At 56.3% G+C, this 17,316-nt stretch carries 17 protein-coding genes; all 17 read left to right on the top strand.

What is annotated here, in order from left to right; all coding sequences use genetic code 11:
* Positions 1-2 precede the first annotated feature (2 nt).
* The 17 genes from L5849_RS02810 (at position 3) to rfbB (ending at position 17,313) form a co-directional block, all read left to right on the top strand.
* On the top strand, positions 3-821 hold the full coding sequence (locus L5849_RS02810; protein WP_236924320.1) for a HisA/HisF-related TIM barrel protein: 819 nt from the start codon (positions 3-5) through the stop codon (positions 819-821).
* Positions 818-1,825 carry a Gfo/Idh/MocA family protein gene (locus tag L5849_RS02805; RefSeq protein ID WP_236924318.1) on the top strand — a complete coding sequence of 336 codons (1,008 nt, stop codon included), beginning with the start codon at positions 818-820 and terminating at the stop codon, positions 1,823-1,825. Before L5849_RS02810 ends, L5849_RS02805 begins: the two co-directional genes overlap by 4 nt.
* Positions 1,822-2,526, top strand: coding sequence for a cytidylyltransferase domain-containing protein (locus tag L5849_RS02800; protein ID WP_236924316.1), 705 nt, complete (start codon positions 1,822-1,824; stop codon positions 2,524-2,526). Before L5849_RS02805 ends, L5849_RS02800 begins: the two co-directional genes overlap by 4 nt.
* On the top strand, positions 2,523-3,323 hold the full coding sequence (locus tag L5849_RS02795) for an SDR family oxidoreductase (protein WP_236924314.1): 801 nt from the start codon (positions 2,523-2,525) through the stop codon (positions 3,321-3,323). The genes L5849_RS02800 and L5849_RS02795 overlap by 4 nt, the downstream gene beginning before the upstream one ends.
* Before the next feature lie 10 nt (positions 3,324-3,333).
* Entirely contained in the window at positions 3,334-3,894 is a 561-nt protein-coding gene (locus tag L5849_RS02790; protein WP_236924312.1) for an acyltransferase, read from the top strand.
* Positions 3,894-5,150: a hypothetical protein gene (locus tag L5849_RS02785; protein WP_236924310.1), complete on the top strand. Its 1,257-nt coding sequence runs from the start codon at positions 3,894-3,896 to the stop codon at positions 5,148-5,150. The genes L5849_RS02790 and L5849_RS02785 overlap by 1 nt, the downstream gene beginning before the upstream one ends.
* A 107-nt stretch (positions 5,151-5,257) precedes the next feature.
* The gene (locus tag L5849_RS16035) at positions 5,258-5,707 is read left to right on the top strand and encodes an acyltransferase (RefSeq protein ID WP_236924308.1); all 450 of its coding nucleotides are present in this window, start codon (positions 5,258-5,260) and stop codon (positions 5,705-5,707) included.
* A 117-nt stretch (positions 5,708-5,824) separates the two neighbouring features.
* Complete coding sequence (locus L5849_RS16030; protein ID WP_236924306.1) at positions 5,825-7,108, top strand: hypothetical protein; 1,284 nt, start codon at positions 5,825-5,827, stop codon at positions 7,106-7,108.
* A complete protein-coding gene (locus L5849_RS02770; protein WP_236924304.1) occupies positions 7,105-8,079 on the top strand; it encodes a sulfotransferase in 975 nt (324 codons plus the stop codon). The genes L5849_RS16030 and L5849_RS02770 overlap by 4 nt, the downstream gene beginning before the upstream one ends.
* Before the next feature lie 94 nt (positions 8,080-8,173).
* Complete coding sequence (locus L5849_RS02765) at positions 8,174-9,631, top strand: hypothetical protein (protein WP_236924302.1); 1,458 nt, start codon at positions 8,174-8,176, stop codon at positions 9,629-9,631.
* Positions 9,632-9,697: 66 nt separating this feature from the next.
* Positions 9,698-11,548 (top strand): acyltransferase family protein, encoded by a 1,851-nt coding sequence (locus L5849_RS02760; protein WP_236924300.1) that lies wholly within the window; start codon positions 9,698-9,700, stop codon positions 11,546-11,548.
* A 64-nt stretch (positions 11,549-11,612) separates the two neighbouring features.
* Positions 11,613-12,422: a DapH/DapD/GlmU-related protein gene (locus L5849_RS02755; protein ID WP_236924298.1), complete on the top strand. Its 810-nt coding sequence runs from the start codon at positions 11,613-11,615 to the stop codon at positions 12,420-12,422.
* A 23-nt stretch (positions 12,423-12,445) separates the two neighbouring features.
* A complete protein-coding gene (gene gmd / locus L5849_RS02750; protein WP_236924296.1) occupies positions 12,446-13,474 on the top strand; it encodes a GDP-mannose 4,6-dehydratase in 1,029 nt (342 codons plus the stop codon).
* Positions 13,475-13,528: 54 nt separating this feature from the next.
* Entirely contained in the window at positions 13,529-14,608 is a 1,080-nt protein-coding gene (locus L5849_RS02745; RefSeq protein WP_236924295.1) for a glycosyltransferase family 1 protein, read from the top strand.
* The gene (locus L5849_RS02740; protein WP_236924293.1) at positions 14,601-15,695 is read left to right on the top strand and encodes a DUF1972 domain-containing protein; all 1,095 of its coding nucleotides are present in this window, start codon (positions 14,601-14,603) and stop codon (positions 15,693-15,695) included. The genes L5849_RS02745 and L5849_RS02740 overlap by 8 nt, the downstream gene beginning before the upstream one ends.
* Positions 15,695-16,261, top strand: coding sequence for a dTDP-4-dehydrorhamnose 3,5-epimerase (gene rfbC, locus L5849_RS02735; RefSeq protein ID WP_236924291.1), 567 nt, complete (start codon positions 15,695-15,697; stop codon positions 16,259-16,261). The genes L5849_RS02740 and rfbC overlap by 1 nt, the downstream gene beginning before the upstream one ends.
* On the top strand, positions 16,258-17,313 hold the full coding sequence (gene rfbB, locus L5849_RS02730) for a dTDP-glucose 4,6-dehydratase (protein WP_236924289.1): 1,056 nt from the start codon (positions 16,258-16,260) through the stop codon (positions 17,311-17,313). The genes rfbC and rfbB overlap by 4 nt, the downstream gene beginning before the upstream one ends.
* The last annotated feature ends 3 nt before the right edge of the window (positions 17,314-17,316 follow it).

Raw genomic sequence — 17,316 nt, 5'->3', positions numbered from 1 at the left:
GCATGCTCAAGAAACGCATCATCTTCACTCTGCTCTTCTACAACGGGCAGTTCATGCTCAGCCGAAACTTCAGGCTGCAGAACGTGGGCAACCTCAGCTGGCTCCAGCGCAACTACAATTTTGCCGACGTCGCTTTTTTCATCGATGAGCTGATTGTTCTCGATGTGAGCCGCGAGGCACGCGATCCCGATGCTTTTTGCGCCGCGCTCGAAGGTATATCGGCGGGCTGCTTTGCGCCTATTGCCGCAGGCGGGGGAATCGAGAGCGTCGACTATGCGCGCAGGTTGCTCCGTTCGGGCGCGGACAAGGTGGTTCTGAACTCGGCGCTGGCGGACAATCCCGCTCTGGTCCGGGACGTTGCCCAAGAGTTCGGGCAGCAATGCGTTGTCGGTTCTGTCGATGTGAAGAAGGATGGGGCCTCAGGTTATTCCGCGTACATTCGCAACGGAAACGAGCGCCTGGACATGTCTCTCGAAGAGATGCTTGGCGGACATGCAGAAGGGCATGTGGGCGAACTGTATCTCAATTGCATCGATCGCGATGGAACAGGGCAGGGCTATGACTTCGCGACGCTCGACCTGTTGCCCGATGGCTGGTCGCTACCGGTAATCCTGGCTGGCGGTGTCGGGAATGCCAGGCATTTCGCCGAAGGACTCGCCGACGAACGGGTCGATGCGGTGGCCACGGCCCACTTGTTCAATTTTGTCGGCAATGGTCTGAAAAAGGCGAGACACGCATTGCTGGATGGCGGAATTGAACTGGCGCAGTGGCCGGACAAGGGGACCGTAGTTCTCAGAGGCCACGAACGGGCAGGGGCATGATTGATCGGGCCTTGATCGTCGGCTTGGGCAGCATTGGCAAACGGCACCTGCGGCTGTTGCGTGCCGCCTTGCCTGAAGCTGATATTCGTGTGCTGCGCCATGCCCGTTGCGACGATCCGATCGAACACGCCGACGGCTGCTTCGACCGGCTCGACGCAGCTTGCGATTTCGCGCCGCAACTTGCGATCATCGCGAGCCCTGCTCCGTTTCATATAACGGCTGCCAGAGCGCTGGCGCAGTCGGGAGCCCACCTGCTGGTGGAAAAGCCCATCTCGGACAGCATCGAAGGCGTGGCCGACTTGGTCGCGCTTTGCAAAGCTGAAAGGCGGGAGCTGCAAGTTGGGTACAATCTCCGTTTTTTGGATACCCTGCAGCAATTCAGGCTAGCCCTTGCAGATGGCCGGATCGGAAAGGTCTATAGAGTGCGCTGTGAGATCGGCCAATACTTGCCCGGCTGGCGCCCCGGAGCGGATTATCGCGAGACGGTATCGGCCAGGCGCGATTTGGGCGGTGGTGTCCTCCTCGAACTCAGTCACGAACTCGACATGCTGCGGTGGGTGTTCGGGGAGGTTGAATGGCTGTCGGCCTGGAGTGGGCGTCAGAGCGCACTCGAAATCGATGTTGACGACACCGCTATGCTTCAGATGGGTTTCGCAAGTGGTCCGGTTGCGCAATTGGGAATGGATTTCCTGCGTCGGGACACTAAACGCATGTGCACGGTGATCGGGGAGAACGGCAGTTTAACCTGGGATGCGGTGGCGGGGAGGACGACATTGTTCGATCCCGAGATCGGGAGCTGGACCGACTTGTGGTCGGAGAGCCCCGACCGTGATTTCACTTATTCTGCCCAGATTGCTGCCCTGATTGACGCCATCCAAGCGGGTATGCCAGGCAACATCGCCGCGCAGGGGCGTGACGGACTAGCGGTAATGCAACTGGTTGAAGCAGCGCGTCTTTCGCACGATCAGGATGGGCGACGCATCGCAGTAGGAAATCCGACATGAGCCTTACTGCGTTCATTTTCGCGCGGGGTGGCTCCAAGGGACTGCCCGGCAAGAACGTCAAGCCCCTGGCTGGGAAGCCGCTGATCGGTTGGGCAATCGAGCAGGCCTTGGGCGTTGAACAGATCGGCCGCGTGGTGGTTTCGACGGACGATGCAGAGATTGCTGAGACTGCACGCGCATGCGGAGCGGAGGTTCCGTTCCTGCGGCCTGACAGTCTCGCCAGCGATACTGCTTCCGAATGGGATGCATGGCGCCATGCGCTGGAGACCTTGCGTGACGCGGAAGGCGTGCTCCCTGCCCCGTTCATTTCGGTCCCTGCCACATCGCCCCTGCGATTGTCCGAGGATATCGCTGCTTGTCTCGCACGGTATGATCAGGGTGATGCCGACATGGTGGTCGCGGTCACGGCTGCGCACCGCAATCCCTGGTTCAACATGGTGAGTGCCCGGGGCGATGGTACGATTGCTCCGGTCAACAATCCCGAGGGTACCGTGGTCCGCCGGCAAGACGCGCCTGCAGTGTTCGACATGACGACATTCGCCTACGTGGCCGATCCGCATCATGTCCTCCGCTCTCGAGGAGTGTTCTCCGGTCGGGTACGCGCGGTCGAGGTGCCGGTCGAAAGGTCGATCGACATCGACACTCCGTTTGATTTCGAGATCGCCGAGTTCCTGATGAACCGAAGGCTGGAGGCCAAGTGACTGCTTTGCGTCAATTGATGAACATGTCGGGGCGTCGCGCCTTGATAACGGGCGGCGCCGGGGGCTTGGGCCGCGTTATGGCGGACAGTTTGGCCGAACTCGGAGCCGACCTGCTGCTCGTTGATCGGGAAGGGGCATCAACGCCAGCTCTGGCGGAGGAAATTTCTGCTCGTCACCGGGTGAAAGCCACTGCGCTGGCTTGCGATCTCGAGGACGCAGATCAACGAGCGGCGATGGCCGGTACGGTATTGGCAGAAGGCGGTTTGAGCGTTCTGGTGAACAATGCAGCTTTTGTCGGTGACTCCAACTTGACCGGCTGGTCCGAGCCATTCGAGAGCCAGAGCGTCGAAACGTGGCGCCGAGCGCTCGAAGTCAACCTAACAGCGGTTTTCCATCTTTCGCAGCTTTTCACACCCGCGCTGAGAGCCGGTGGTGGAGGCAGCATAGTCAACATCGCCTCGATCTATGGGCAGTGGGGACCCGACTGGTCGCTTTACGAGGGCACGACAATGGCCAATCCCGCAGGCTATGGCGCTTCCAAGGGAGGGCTGATCCAGTTCACCCGCTGGCTGGCCACGACTTTGGGGCCGGAGGTGCGGGTGAACGCAATCTCGCCTGGAGGAATAGCTCGTGGCCAGGCCTCGAGTTTCGTCGAGCGCTATGTCGCGCGCACCCCACTGGGCCGCATGGCCAAAGAAGAGGATTTCCGCGGCGCGATCGCATATCTCTCCAGCGATCTGTCTGCCTATGTCACTGGACAGGTGCTGGCTGTCGATGGCGGCTGGGGCGCTTGGTGAGGAGGGTATCGTGACTGGGTTGTTCGCGCGATTGCGGTTTTGGGCCAAGACTAAGCGAATTGGGCCGGATATCCCCCTTACGCATTGGATGCTCTATTTCCCAGGGCTGGCTCAGCGATTGGCTCAGCGGAAGCTGGCACGGTTCGGGGAGGGTAGCAGTATTCGTCCGCACAGCTATCTCGTCGAGACCCAGCATATCGAAATCGGCGATCGTGTGGTGATCAGGCCTCACACCATGCTTATGGCGGATGCCGATGCCCGGATCATTATCGGTGACGACGCCCTCATCGGTGCAGGGGTGCACGTCTACGTCAATAACCACCGCTTTGACCGCACCGATCTGACCATCGCCGAACAAGGATATTATCCCTCCAAGGATGTGGTGATAGAAGACGATGTCTGGATCGGTGCGAATGCCGTGCTCCTGCCCGGGGTGCGCGTCGGACGCCATTCGGTTATCGCCGCCGGCAGTGTAGTTACGAAATCGGTAGCGCCTCGCACGGTGTATGGCGGCGTGCCGGCGCGCAAGCTGAAAGATATCGCTACGTTAGATTCTGGTTATTCCGACTGATGAAGGCGTTGGCTAGATCCCTGCCGATTACACGCGTGCTTGCGACAGGACTGCGGATGGGAGCAATGGGGATTCGTCTAGTCGGGCTAATCGTTCTCGCTCGCTTTGTTACCCCGGATACTTATGGGCAATTTGCCTTATCGATGGTTACCGCGGCGTTTGCCGCGTATCTTTTGGGTGCTGAATTATACACTCGGACAATTTTTAAGTTGTCCCGAACTGTGGTGTCTAACTGGGGCAGCTTTGTATCGAGGCAGTATGTCGCTATAAGTTACATTCTCTTAGTTTTTTGGCTTGCAGCGGTCGCTGTATATTTTGTGAGCGGCGAGAAATTAGTGCTTTGGATCGCTGCTCTCGCGACGGCTGACGTGGCAAACCAAGAGAACAACCGCTTGCTCGTCATCTCAAAGAATCACGTATTTGCTTCCGCGATGCTGTTTTTTCGCCAAGCAATCTGGATCGTTGCAACTTTTGCCCTATTAAATGGGCTCTTCTTGGAAGACGAGACCAATTTGGTCCTGTCAGCGTGGTTAGGTGCGGGGTTGCTCACAGCAACTGTTTCTTTTCTGCGCCTCGAAGCGATAGGGGTAAAAATCCGTCCGACCAAACTTAGTGGGAATCTTGTCCTTCGATTCCTGCAGGCTTCAGCATTGATGCTCATCTCGGGAATCGCGTTGCGCGGATTAATTAGTTTAGATAAAATAATATTGGGGCTGTCTGATTCCTATAACCTCCTCGCGGCTTATACCTTTTTCGCCACGCTGGCCTTTGGATTGGTTCCCATCCTGGAAAACGCAGTATTTATTTATTTAATGCCAAATTTGGTCGGTGCGGCAGTTGAGCGAGACTGGACTTCGTTCCGCAATCAGCTAGTCAAAGCGACGTGGATGTCCTCCGGAATACTTCTGGTCTATGTTTTATTGGCAACTGCACTTATCGACAATATGCTGCAATGGGTCGGGAGATCATACTATTCGGAAAGCAAAGATATTTTCTTCATACTGCTTGCATCAAGCGGCCTGTATAATTTTGCGATGATATCCTACTATGGGATATATGCGTTACAAAATAAAAAGCTACTACTTCAAGTGAACATAACTGCGGTGGTATTGTGCCAGATTGTCTACGCACTGCTATATTTTGTCGATATACGTATTGCAATGCCTATTTCCCTATTACTTACTATGACATTTTTGTGTGCCAGTCAGTATTTTTTCTTGAAAAGATTGTATACAAATCAAGAGATTTTATCATGAATATACTAAAGTCACTTTGGAGGATATATTCTTTAATAAGATACTGGTTTCGAGGGTTGCTGCCGCCGCGCCGTAAATCTTTTCGAGTTTGCGGTGAAAGAGTTTTTGTGCATCATCGCGTGCGCTTTTCTAATGTTGAGGACATTGCGCTAGGAGACGACATTTACATCGGGCCTGGCTGCCAGATCTTTGGTCACGGCGGTCTGGAAATCTGCGATGGTACGGTGTTGGGGGCAAATGTAACCATCATTGCATCCAATCATCGATTCGAAGGGCAGCGTTTGTCGATGCTTCCTTTTGACGACGATTCCGGCAGAACCGGCGTGAAGGTTGCGGAGGGAGCGTGGATTGGTCAGAACACAATTATCCTGCCTGGAGTCGTGATCGGCAAGCACTCGGTAGTGGCCGCCGGCAGTGTAGTGACCCGAGACACGTCGCCGGGTTCGATTAGCGGCGGCACACCAGCCCGCGAGATCCGCAAACGGGACTTGCCTCCAGGGTACTACGATCTTCCCTACTGGGCCGCCTACAAATCCAAACGCTTTCATCTATATTGAACAATTAACATGTCTTTCACCAACCGCCTGTGTTTCATGGGCAATCAGAGTCGGACGGCTTTCTTCCAGAAGATCGCCGAGCAGATCGATCGCAGCAGTACTCGGATAAGCTGGATCGTGGTCAACGCCGCGCAAGAGGCCGTTTTGCGTGCGGATGGCTATGACGAGGAGGATATCTTATACCTCCCGCTTTCCACCCAACAGGTGCGCGCGCCGTATCCGGTGAAGATCAATGATCTTGTATTTTGCGACCGTCGGCTGATGCACATGCGCGAGCGTGGTCTGGAATACTTGCGCGCGATACAAGCGCCCATGGTCGATTTCCTCGAAACGGACCTGCCGACGCTGGTCGTCGGCGAATTGACCTATGCCTACGAAGTCTTAGCGCATCGATTGGTAAAGGCGTTTATACCCAATGCTGAGTGGGTGTCGCCTTTCCTCACTCGAGTACCAGCTGGATACTTCGCTTTTTTTGCCGACGAGGCCTTCTCTCGCGAAGTCTGGCCCGTACGGCAGGGTAGCGAGCCTCGCGCAGCCGACGCGGAGAGCGAGCCGGAAAAGATCGGTTATGCGGAAATGAACCGCAAGCATATCGCCCGGCAAGGTACCGCAGGATTCTTCACCGAGAAAATTCGCAGGTTCCTGTCTTTACAGGATTTCGATCCCGAGGACCCTACTTGGAAAAGCAACCGGCGCCGCGATAAACTTGCTAAAAACGCAAGCTGGTGGGCGAACCGCCGCAGTTATAGCCGTGTTCCCAAGGTCGGTATCGAGGCGATCGAGGCCTGTCGCGGCCGGAGCGTGATCTTCCCGCTCCACCTGCAGCCAGAACTGAATATCGACACATGCGGGCGCTATTGGGACAATCAGGCCGAAACGATCCTGAAGATCTGGCGCCAGCTCGGTCCCGACGACGCACTCTTCATCAAGGAGCACCCCGTTGCAGTCGGAAATCGGGGTCGAGCTTGGTATGAGCGGCTGTTGGCTTACCCAGGCCTTCATCTACTGGATCACACTGCGCCGGTGCCTGAGGTGCTTGAGAAGATCGATTACGTCTTTACGATTTCCGGCACAATGGGACTCGAAGCTGCACTTGCCGGCGGAAAAGTGCTGTGTCTTGCACCCACTACCTACGACCGATTGGAGAACGTGGTATCGCCGACGATAGCCGATTTCCGCCGTTGTGGGCCTATCGACGATCTCTACGAGACTTTGCGCGCCGAAAAGCAGGGCGGGTGGAGCCAGGCGGAATATGCCTCGCACTTGGCCCGTTTTGCCTATCCTGGGGATGCTGAAGGCGACGCCATCGCAAATCCAGCCAGCTGGGAACCCCGCAATCTGGCGCGTGTAGCTACGGCATTCGAACAGGTTCTGGAGCAGGTTTCGGAGCAATACGCGTGACCCGCGCCGCGTTCATTGTTGGTCCCTCACGCTCGGGAACATCGGTGCTCGCCCGGGCACTTGGGCGTCATCCGCGGATAGAGGCCACCGAGGAACTGCATTTCTACAATCTCCTGCAACCGGCTGCCCTAGCGGACGGTCACGGCAATGGATGGCTCTGGGCGCGGCTATGCGCGATCCAGGACGAACGGCGGTTCTTTGAAGTAAAGAGCGGTGATCTTTCCGACCTGCCCGATCCCGCGCCGGAAGATTTGCCCGTAGCCGATACGCCCTTGCTCCTAAGCTTCTTCGACCGCCTTGCTCGACGCACAGGGTCGGCGGCAGTGGTCGAGCAAACTCCGATGAACCTCTATTATCGCGACGAGATCCGCCGCGATTTTCCCGATGCTCTTTTCTTCCTTATGCGCCGTGATCCGCGCGCAATCATTGCCTCGCAGAAAATGCGCTGGAAGGTTGGTGAGCATGGTCAACGCGATATCCCGGCTCGGGACTTGGCGCGTGTCCGCCACAGCGGACATCCGGTCCTGCAACTCTTGCTGTTGCGCAAGACTCTGAAAGAAGTACGAGTGGCAATGGGCGAGGCCGATGTGGTGCCGATCGCCTACGAAGAGTTGGTGACCGACCCCGACACCATTTTGGCCGATTTGTGCGCGAGACTCGGGCAGGGCTACGATCCTGCGATGCGGGATGTCAGCGACGCGGGCTCGTCGCACACGGCTGAAGGCGGGCGGAAGGGCTTCGATGCACGGCGCCTCGAGGGGTGGCGAAAAAGCCTTAACGCCACTGAGACCTGGTTGACCGAGCGCTTTTATCGAGACGAATTGGTCATGCCCGCGACGGGCGCGCGTCCGCGGTTCGGTGAACTGCTGCGGCTTTTGTTCAGCCTGCCACGAGCCGCTGCAATGGCGCTATACTATTCGGCAGGTGGCTACGGTAACCTGATCGATGCGGTAAGGCGCCGGTTCCTGTGATTGTACGGTTCCATCGGCTGCATGGTATGGAAGGGCTGAGCTGCAAGGGGATGAAGCGTGCCAGCTAGCCCCTTACTACTTCTGAAGAACCGTGGTGTTCGGCCTTGTGGCCAACATCCTATTCGTGCACGGAACCACTCGCACCATGCCGCTGGACGGCGCTGCGAAGGCGAGCGGCGTCAAACCCTTGGCTTGGCCCGCGCGTTCAGCGAAGTTTGGATCTCCGGATATGAATAGGGAAACCGCACAGGTGATTTCGCAGCGCTCAGCTCACGGTTTGGGAACGGATTTTGCGCAGCGTTCGACTTCGCGTGACACCACCAGATTGCAGGCAAGCAAGGTGTTCACGCTCATTGCGCTCATCACTTTGGCCTTTCCCATATTGGGAATGTTCGAAGCGAGCGGACGCATGGTCTTTCTCTACTACTTGGCGTTGGTCATCGCGATTCCTGCGCTGTTACTGCTCGGCCAGTTGTCTTTACGCAACATGACGTTGATCCTGCCGGTCTTGGCCACGATCACCCTGTCAACCTTGGTAAACATGGACTCGGCACGTCTGTCGGTCGTGGGCTTCCATGCCCTTCATCTCGTGGCGATCGTATTTCTTGCCTCAAGCCCCGCCAAATTGGTTCTTCGCTTCGCGAAGGTCACCATCACAATCTATGCTGTCACGATCCTCTTAACGCAGGGTCTGATGATCTTGGGCCTTCAAGAACTGGTATCTTGGCTACTCGTACAAGAAGACAGCGTCGGGGCGGTGCCGAGGGTAGCGGCTTTCGCGACCGAGCCCTCCTACGCTGCCATGATCCTGCTTATACTAGCCCGTTTCGTGTTGGTTTTTGACACCGTTTGGATGACGACGCGTCGACTCGCGTTGATCCTAGTTTCCATGTTGGCCTGTCTGTCTCTTTTTGGAGTGATATCAGCAATATTATTGCTGGCCATGGCGCTGATGGAGCATGGCAAGACTCGGGGCATGATTGGCGTATTAGTCGGTGGCGCCGTATTGCTTATCGGTATCAGTAATAGCGATTTCTTCGCCACGCGTTTCGCAGATCTCGACTTGTCGCAGGGGGCCAGAGGGCTGGGAACGGGAACGATAAGGCTGCTACCTTACATCTACGTTGGCGAGTTGCTGCAAGATGACCCCTTACCATTTCTTCTAGGTGCCGGAGCAGGGGCGTTCGACCAAAAGTTCTTTTTTGAGGTCGGTCGTTACTATACCGCCAACCAGCATTTTTCAACTACGATGGCTGGTTTTGCATACGACTATGGCATTGTTGGAGTCTTATTCATTCTTATTTTTTGGAATAGCGCCAGAAAATTGCCATCCAAAGTTTTGTTTATGATCATGTCGTTGGCAATCATGATCAATTCTGGAGTTGGGACGTATTTGTTCGTTCTGTATGGGGTTTTTGCACTGCAGGAGCATAGGGCGAGGTCCATGCGAAAGACTCTGTCGGGTTTGCGTAGGGGGGGGCGACCAGCCCTAGGCGTGGCGGGGAGCTCGAGCGCCTTAGGCCGGTCAGCAGGTTGGGAAAAGCGGTTGTAGTGATCGCCCAAACTCTAAGTCGGATTCGTCAGCCGCTCGTGCCACGATCGCTTTCAAGGGTTAGTTATGATCAAGTATAGACCAGAAATCGATGGATTGCGGGCAGTGGCCGTCGTGCCGGTCGTCCTCTACCATGCTGGCTTTGACGGTGTTGCAGGCGGATTTCTCGGTGTTGATGTCTTCTTTGCGATAAGTGGATATCTCATTACATCCATAATCGTTAGCGAAAATTCGCGGAGCACGTTCAGTATCTTAAATTTCTACGAACGCAGAATTCGTAGGATCATCCCGCTCTTGTATTTCGTTATTTTGGTATCAATTGCTGTTGCGTATTTAACTCTTCTCCCAGCGCATATGAACGACTTTTCAGAAAGCGTTGTGGCGGTAATATTCTTTGTGTCCAATATACTTTTTTACAAGGAAAGTGGATATTTCGCAGTTGCCTCCGAACTGAAGCCGCTCCTGCACACATGGACACTGGCGGTCGAAGAGCAATATTATGTGTTGTTTCCTCCTTTCGTCGCGCTCGTTTGGCGATTTGGCATCAAATGGCTCATCTGCCTATTGGGAGTTGCTGCCGCGGCGAGTCTGTTACTTGCGCAATGGGGGGCGGCAGCCCATCCAGAAGCGGCATTTTATCTTCTTCCAACCCGTGGTTGGGAGTTATTGGCCGGATCGCTACTCGCCGTCATCGAGTTCAAGTATAAATGTTGGAAGAAAAACAATTTTCTCAGCCTGGTTGGGCTTATCATGATCTTCTTTTCTTTCATATTTCTTGATGCGACAACCCCTACGCCAAGCTTCTACACGTGCATTCCTGTTCTTGGTTCGGTATTGGTCTTGATGTTTGCTGGAAGAGGCACTGCTGCACACAAAGTTCTGTCGAACAGAGCGATGGTTGCCATCGGGTTGATGAGCTATGGGGTTTATCTTTGGCACCAGCCCATCTTCGTCTTTGCGCGTCACGTGACGCAGCCAGATCTAACCACAGGTCTCAAGGTAATCCTAATTGTAAGTGTCTTTGCTATTTCATATCTGACCTGGCGATTTCTGGAAAAGCCTTTCAGAAATAGGCAGTCTGTTAGCCGCAAACAGCTTTTGTCTTTCTTTGCGATATTCAGCGTTGCCCTGCTTGGATTTGGCATTGCGGGATTCAAGACGTCCGGCTTCATTGGCCGCTACGACGCGGCTGATCAAAAACTTCTCTTGTCGACGATTAACTCCACAAATTATACACTTGGTTACTTCAACTCTATTCGTCTGCGACCGTTTGATGAAGATTTAGAAAGAAAGAAGGTTGTCTTAATCGGTGATAGCTACGGGCAAGACTTGGCCAACGCTATTAATGAAAGTTCCTTGCGACAGAAAATTCAGTTATCGACTTACAGAATTAGCACGCGGTGCGGTAACTTGTACCTAGAGGAAGATTTCAGTCGTTTCATTCAGCCGTCACATCTGAACACATGTAGGTCGGACGGCTGGTACGAGAGCCCGAAATTGAGGTCATTGCTAAGCGATGCGGATGAAGTCTGGCTGGCCTCCAGTTGGAAGGCTTGGCAAGCTCGCTTGCTTCCGAAGAGTGTAGCTAGGATAAGGCGAGAATTCGATGTTGAGGTCACCGTGTTCGGAACCAAGGAATTTGCGCAAGTAGATCTGAGGCAGTTCTTGAAATTGTCTGGCGCTGAAAGGCGGCGAGACGTCACTCCGGTTCCCCTGAGAGTGAGGAAAGTGAACGAAATAATTGACAGTGGTTTGCAGGAGACTCGTTTCGTTGATGTTTCGGAGTTGATTTGCCCGGAATTCTCGTGTCCGACGCTCACGCCTGACGGGGGAATCGTCACTTTTGATGGCGCCCATTTGACAAAGTCCGGCGCCAAGTATCTGGGCCGCCTTCTGGAAACGGAAATTGGTAAGTAAATGGAACGTGGCCAGCGTGGATTGATGTCGCTGGATGCTGGTGGTGATCCTCTTGTGTTAGTGCTTGAACAGCTTCGATGCGCTTTTGCTGCTGACGCCTGTGGGGAGGGCTGTGCTCGAAAGCGAACTGCTGCGACAGTCCAGCGGAGCTTCACTCATGCTTAGATCACTTCTTGAAGGCTTCCTGTCACGGTCCAAGGGGCTGCAATACCGTATCGATCCGGCGATCGGTACCGCCGAACTTACTGGATTGGCGGCGCGGCAGGCCTTGGCCTTGTCACGTGGAGTGCTTCGCGGTCGACCGTTTGTGTTTTTCGAAAGCGGCGTAAACCTTCGCAGTTCCTCTCGCATCCATATCGGCCGCTTCAGCAAAATCGGGGCCGGTAGCTTAATCGAGGGACTTTCACGCGGCGGCATTACGATCGGGCGCGGCGTATCCCTTGGCCGGCGGGGGCGGATCCGCGCGACCGCAACTCTCACGGAACTGGGGGCGGGCGTCAGCATCGGCGACTTTGTCGGATTGGGCGACGGATTTTACCTGGGCGCGTTCGGCGGGATCGAAATAGAGACCGAAACTATTGTCGGGGAGCGGCTGACCGTGCACAGCGACAACCACGACTTTGACGACGAGACCAAGGCGATTAGGAGCCAGGCGACAACAGGATTGCCGGTGAAGATCGGCGCCCGGTGTTGGATTGGCAGCAATGTCACCATTCTGGGCGGTGTTGAGATCGGCGACGATTCCGTCATAGGAGCGGGGTGCGTGGTGACGCGGTCCTTCCCCAAAGGAAGTGTGATCGTGGGCAATCCGGCGCGAATGATAAGAAATCGCTTTGACGACAAGACCGAGCTCGGCCCGATGGCTAAAGACTAACGAAAGACAGGGGTTCCCTCAGAATGACCAAAAAGGCAATCATAACCGGCATTGCCGGCCAGGACGGCGCTTATCTGGCCAAGCTCCTACTCGAAAAAGGATATCGTGTCCTGGGCGGCGATCGGCGTAGCTCCAGGCAGTCCACCCGGCTCGATTACATGGGAATTGCGGACGACGTCGAACGTGTCGACTTCGAACTCAGCGAATTCACCAACATTGCCCGGCTGATTCAGAACGAGCAGCCCGACGAAGTGTACAATCTCGCGGCGCAGAGTTTCGTGGGCACTTCCTGGGAACAGCCGCTGACCACCACGGACGTCAATGCGAATGGCGTACTGCGCTTGCTTGAGGCGATCCGGACTTTCAGCCCCCACACTCGCTTCTATCAGGCGTCGACTTCGGAAATGTTTGGCGCGATCGAAGCTCCGCAGCGTGAATCGACCCCGTTCTATCCGCGCAGCCCCTACGGAGTATCCAAGCTTTTCGCGCACTGGATCACCAAGAACTATCGGGAATCCTTCGACCTTAAGGCGAGTTCGGGGATCCTCTTCAATCATGAGTCCCCCCTGCGCGGACGAGAATTCGTGACCCGCAAGATCTCGCTGGCCATGTCGCGCATCGCTCTCGGGGAACAGGACGTGCTCGAACTCGGCAATCTCGGCGCGCAACGCGACTGGGGGTTTGCGGGCGATTACGTTGAAGGAATGTGGCGCATAATCAATGCTGAGCCGCGAGACGACTATGTTCTCGCTACCGGCGAAACCCATACGATCAGGGAATTCGCCGAGCTTGCGGGGGCTCAACTCGGGATGGAGCTCGCTTGGGAAGGCGAGGGGGTCGATGAAAAGGGTATCGATACCAAGACCGGCAAGACGATTGTCCAGGTCAATCCGAAATTCTTCCGGCCCGCCGAAGTGGACCTCTTGCTGGGCGATGCGAGCCGTGCAGAGAGCGAACTGGGATGGGAGCGCAAAGTCAGCTTCCCGCAACTGGTCGAGATGATGGTGCGCGAAGACTACGACCTGCTCAAGGCCGGTCGGCTTAACCACTGATTGTGGTCGCCGCCGGAGCATGCTCCGGCGGTCCGGAAGGAAGACTAGGGTTCGATGGTGATGCCGACGATAATGGTCGATGGGCATGTGCTCGATGGGTCGCCGCAAGGAAGCGGCGCCTATCTTGCCGGTCTGTATGGGGAATTGTCGCGCGAGGGATTGGCACGAGTGGTGATGTGCTGCCACGACGAAGACAGTCTGGCGCGCTGGTTCCCGGATGCGCCCGGCATCGAGTGGCAGCCGTTGCATTCGACCGGCCGGTTCAAGCGACTGGCCGTGGAGCTGCCACGGCTCCAAGCGAGGCTGAAGCCCGATTTCGCGCATTTCAACTATATCTGCCCGCTTCGAAAGACCGGTCCCTGGATCAATGTGATCCATGACCTGCTCTTCCTCGACCACCCGCAGTACTTTCCTCTGAGCTATCGGCTCAAGAACGCCACCCTGTTTCGCATCAGCGCGATGCGTAGCGAGAAGGTCATTACCAGCTCGCATTATTCACGCGACGCGATACATCGCCACTTCGGGATACCGCTTGAGCGCGTCCATGTCGTGCCGGCGGCGCCCGATGCCTTTGTCGATGCGGCAGACGCGGCGGTTCCCGACCTGACGCCCGGGCGTTTCGCCGTCTATGTCAGCCGTTTCGAGCCGCGTAAGAACCAGCACGCGCTTGTCCAGGCCTTTCACGATCTTCTGGACGAGCTCGATCCGGACCAGTCGCTGGTGCTGGTCGGATCTCCCGCGCTCGAATATCCGGAGCTGGAGGAGGCCTTGGCACTTGCGGGAAATCGTGTGCGCCACCTCTCCAACATCAGCCACGCGCAGCTCACATGGCTCTATCGAAACGCATGCGCGTCGATCTATCCTTCGCACGCGGAGGGCTTCGGCATGCCAATCATCGAAGCGGCTGCGGCCGGAGGTATATCCTACTGCGCCGACAACACGGCGATGTCCGAACTGGTTCCTTACGTCCACGGGAGCTTCGAGGCCGATGATCCGGAGCAAATCCGGGCGGCTGTGAGGCGCGCATTCGACGGGAGCTGCCAAGGTTCGGACGATAAAGTTCGCGAGCGGATGCTGGATACGTTCTCGTGGAAAGCATCCGCGCATGCTCTGATCGAAGCGCTCCGTGCCTGATCGCGTCAAGCACAAGGCTGCCATCCTCGGCACCGTCGGCGTTCCCGCAAATTATGGCGGGTTCGAAACGCTTGCGGAGAACCTGGTGAGCTATCATGAGGAAACTGGCAAAACGCTCGACCTGACGGTCTACTGCTCTTCAAAAGGGGCTGCCTTGCAACCGGCGCGTTATCGAAGTGCAGCGCTGCAATACGTCGGGTTCGATGCGAATGGTGTGCAGTCGATCCCCTATGACATCGTCGGTTTGCTCGACGCCGTGCGAAAGGGGCATGACAGGCTGCTGCTGCTGGGCGTTTCGGGAGCATTGATCCTGCCCTTGCTCAAGCTTTTTTCGCGCGCGCGGGTTATAACCAATGTCGACGGGATCGAGTGGAAACGCGAGAAGTGGAAAGGCCTGGCCAAGCATTATCTCCGTTTTGCCGAGATGATCGCCGTCAAGGCATCGGACGAGGTTATCGCGGACAATCAGGCGATTGCCGACTATTTGAAGGAGGCCTATGACTGCGAGGCGCACGTAATCCCCTACGGCGGAGATCACGCGGTGGAAGCCGATCCCGATCCCCGTGCAGTGGCGGATCTGCCCGCTGGATACGCGTTGGGGCTTTGCCGGATCGAGCCCGAAAACAACATCGCCATGATCCTCGAGGCTTTCGACGGGCTGGGCATGCCGCTGGTTTTTGTCGGCAATTGGGACAAAAGCCGTTACGGTCGTGAACTCAAGCACGAGTATGCCGGGCACCCCACCATCACAATACACGATCCGGTTTACGATCCGCGCGGCCTGCGGGCCATTCGCGACGGGGCGTCGCTATACCTGCACGGTCACTCGGCCGGCGGAACTAATCCAGCGCTGGTTGAAATGATGCACTTCGGGATTCCGATCGCGGCTCATGGCTGTGCCTTCAATCGCTACACAACCGAAGACCGCGCACTCTATTTCAACAGTGCAGAGGAATTGCGTACGCTGGTCTCGCAAATGACTGCTGCAGAGGCCAAGGCAATCGGCGAAACCATGTGCGAGATATCCTCGCGGCGCTATACCTGGGCCACGATCGGACGGGCTTATTTCGAATTGTTGGAGGCATGATGCTGGAAGTCGAGGCCACGCAACTTCCCGATGTTCTCATCCTGAAACCAAGACGGTTTGGCGATGACAGGGGGTGGTTCTGCGAAACCTGGAATGCAGGCCGGATGCGCGAGCACGGACTCGATCTTGCTTTTGTGCAGGATAACCACTCCTTTTCGGCCGATGTCGGGACGCTCCGCGGGCTGCACTACCAGTCGCCACCGCACGCCCAGGACAAGCTTGTTCGCTGCAGCCGCGGGGCAATCCGCGACGTCGTGGTCGACGCTCGCAACGGGTCGCCCACATTCGGGAAGTGGATAGCGATCGAGATTTCGGCGGAAGACGGGCGACAGATACTGGTGCCCAAGGGCTTCCTGCATGGCTTCGTTACGACGACGCCCGATACGGAAGTGCAATACAAGGTGACCGACTTATACGATCCCGAGTGCGACGGATCGGTTGCTTGGGATAGTCTCGATATCGACTGGGGACTCGATGGTTCGCAGCCGATCTTGTCAAACAAGGACGTCGTGGCACCGGACTTCTCAGACTGGCACTCACCCTTCGATTACGAGCAGGCGTCATGAAAATTTTGGTTACCGGCGGTGCCGGCTTTATCGGTTCGGCGGTCATACGTCTTGCCATCGCCCGCGGTAATAGCGTGATCAATGTAGACGCGCTGACCTACGCCGCCTGCCTTGAGAATCTGGCTTCAATCGCCGACGATCCGGCTTATGCCTTCGAACATGCAGATATTCGCGATCGGGAGGCGCTCGACCGGATATTCGCTGAATACTGCCCCGATGTAGTGATGCATCTTGCGGCGGAAAGCCATGTGGACCGTTCGATCGATGGGCCAGGCGAGTTCATGGAAACCAATATTCTCGGCACGTTCAACATGCTCGAAGCCGCGCGGAAATATTGGGTTGAGCAGGGGGAACCCGCTGACTTCCGTTTCCATCACGTCAGTACCGACGAGGTATACGGCTCCTTGCCGGTCGATCCCGAGGTTCAGTTCACCGAAGACACGCCCTACGATCCGCGTAGCCCATACTCGGCCTCCAAAGCCAGTTCGGACCATCTTGTTCGGGCCTGGGCGGAAACTTACGGCCTTCCCGTTCTGGTGACCAATTGTTCGAACAATTACGGCCCGTACCACTTCCCGGAAAAGCTCATTCCTGTAGTCACCATCAATGCGCTTCATGGCAAACCCCTTCCGATATACGGTGACGGGTCGAATGTGCGCGATTGGCTCTATGTTGAAGACCACGCGGACGCATTGCTGCGGGTGTTGGAGAGGGGAGTAGTTGGCCGCACCTACAACATCGGAGGAGAGAACGAATGTTCGAACCTATCCTTGGTTACAACGATCTGCGGAATTCTCGATCGGCTTCGTCCGCGTGAAGACGGCAGGCCTTACGCCGACCTGATCACTTTCGTCGAGGACAGGCCGGGGCACGATGCTCGATATGCTATCGATCCATCCCGCATTCGCGAAGAACTCGGCTGGCGGCCATCGGTAACGATCGAGCAAGGCCTGGAGCGGACTGTACGATGGTACCTCGAAAATGTAGACTGGTGGCGTCCTCTGATGCAACGCCAGGGTGTGGGGCAGCGCCTGGGTTCAGGGAAACCGTAATCT

The sequence above is a fragment of the Erythrobacter sp. SN021 genome (assembly GCF_021864455.1).
This window is presented reverse-complemented; position numbering and strand designations above follow the sequence as displayed.

What these genes read in the sequence shown, in the direction of transcription:
- L5849_RS02785 (WP_236924310.1), top strand. Translation starts at nt 3,894, where the DNA reads ATGAAGGCGTTGGCTAGATCCCTGCCGATTACACGCGTGCTTGCGACA.
- L5849_RS02760 (WP_236924300.1), top strand. Translation starts at nt 9,698, where the DNA reads ATGATCAAGTATAGACCAGAAATCGATGGATTGCGGGCAGTGGCCGTC.
- gmd (WP_236924296.1), top strand. Translation starts at nt 12,446, where the DNA reads ATGACCAAAAAGGCAATCATAACCGGCATTGCCGGCCAGGACGGCGCT.
- rfbC (WP_236924291.1), top strand. Translation starts at nt 15,695, where the DNA reads ATGCTGGAAGTCGAGGCCACGCAACTTCCCGATGTTCTCATCCTGAAA.
- L5849_RS02800 (WP_236924316.1), top strand. Translation starts at nt 1,822, where the DNA reads ATGAGCCTTACTGCGTTCATTTTCGCGCGGGGTGGCTCCAAGGGACTG.
- L5849_RS02810 (WP_236924320.1), top strand. Translation starts at nt 3, where the DNA reads ATGCTCAAGAAACGCATCATCTTCACTCTGCTCTTCTACAACGGGCAG.
- L5849_RS02745 (WP_236924295.1), top strand. Translation starts at nt 13,529, where the DNA reads ATGGTGATGCCGACGATAATGGTCGATGGGCATGTGCTCGATGGGTCG.
- L5849_RS02805 (WP_236924318.1), top strand. Translation starts at nt 818, where the DNA reads ATGATTGATCGGGCCTTGATCGTCGGCTTGGGCAGCATTGGCAAACGG.
- rfbB (WP_236924289.1), top strand. Translation starts at nt 16,258, where the DNA reads ATGAAAATTTTGGTTACCGGCGGTGCCGGCTTTATCGGTTCGGCGGTC.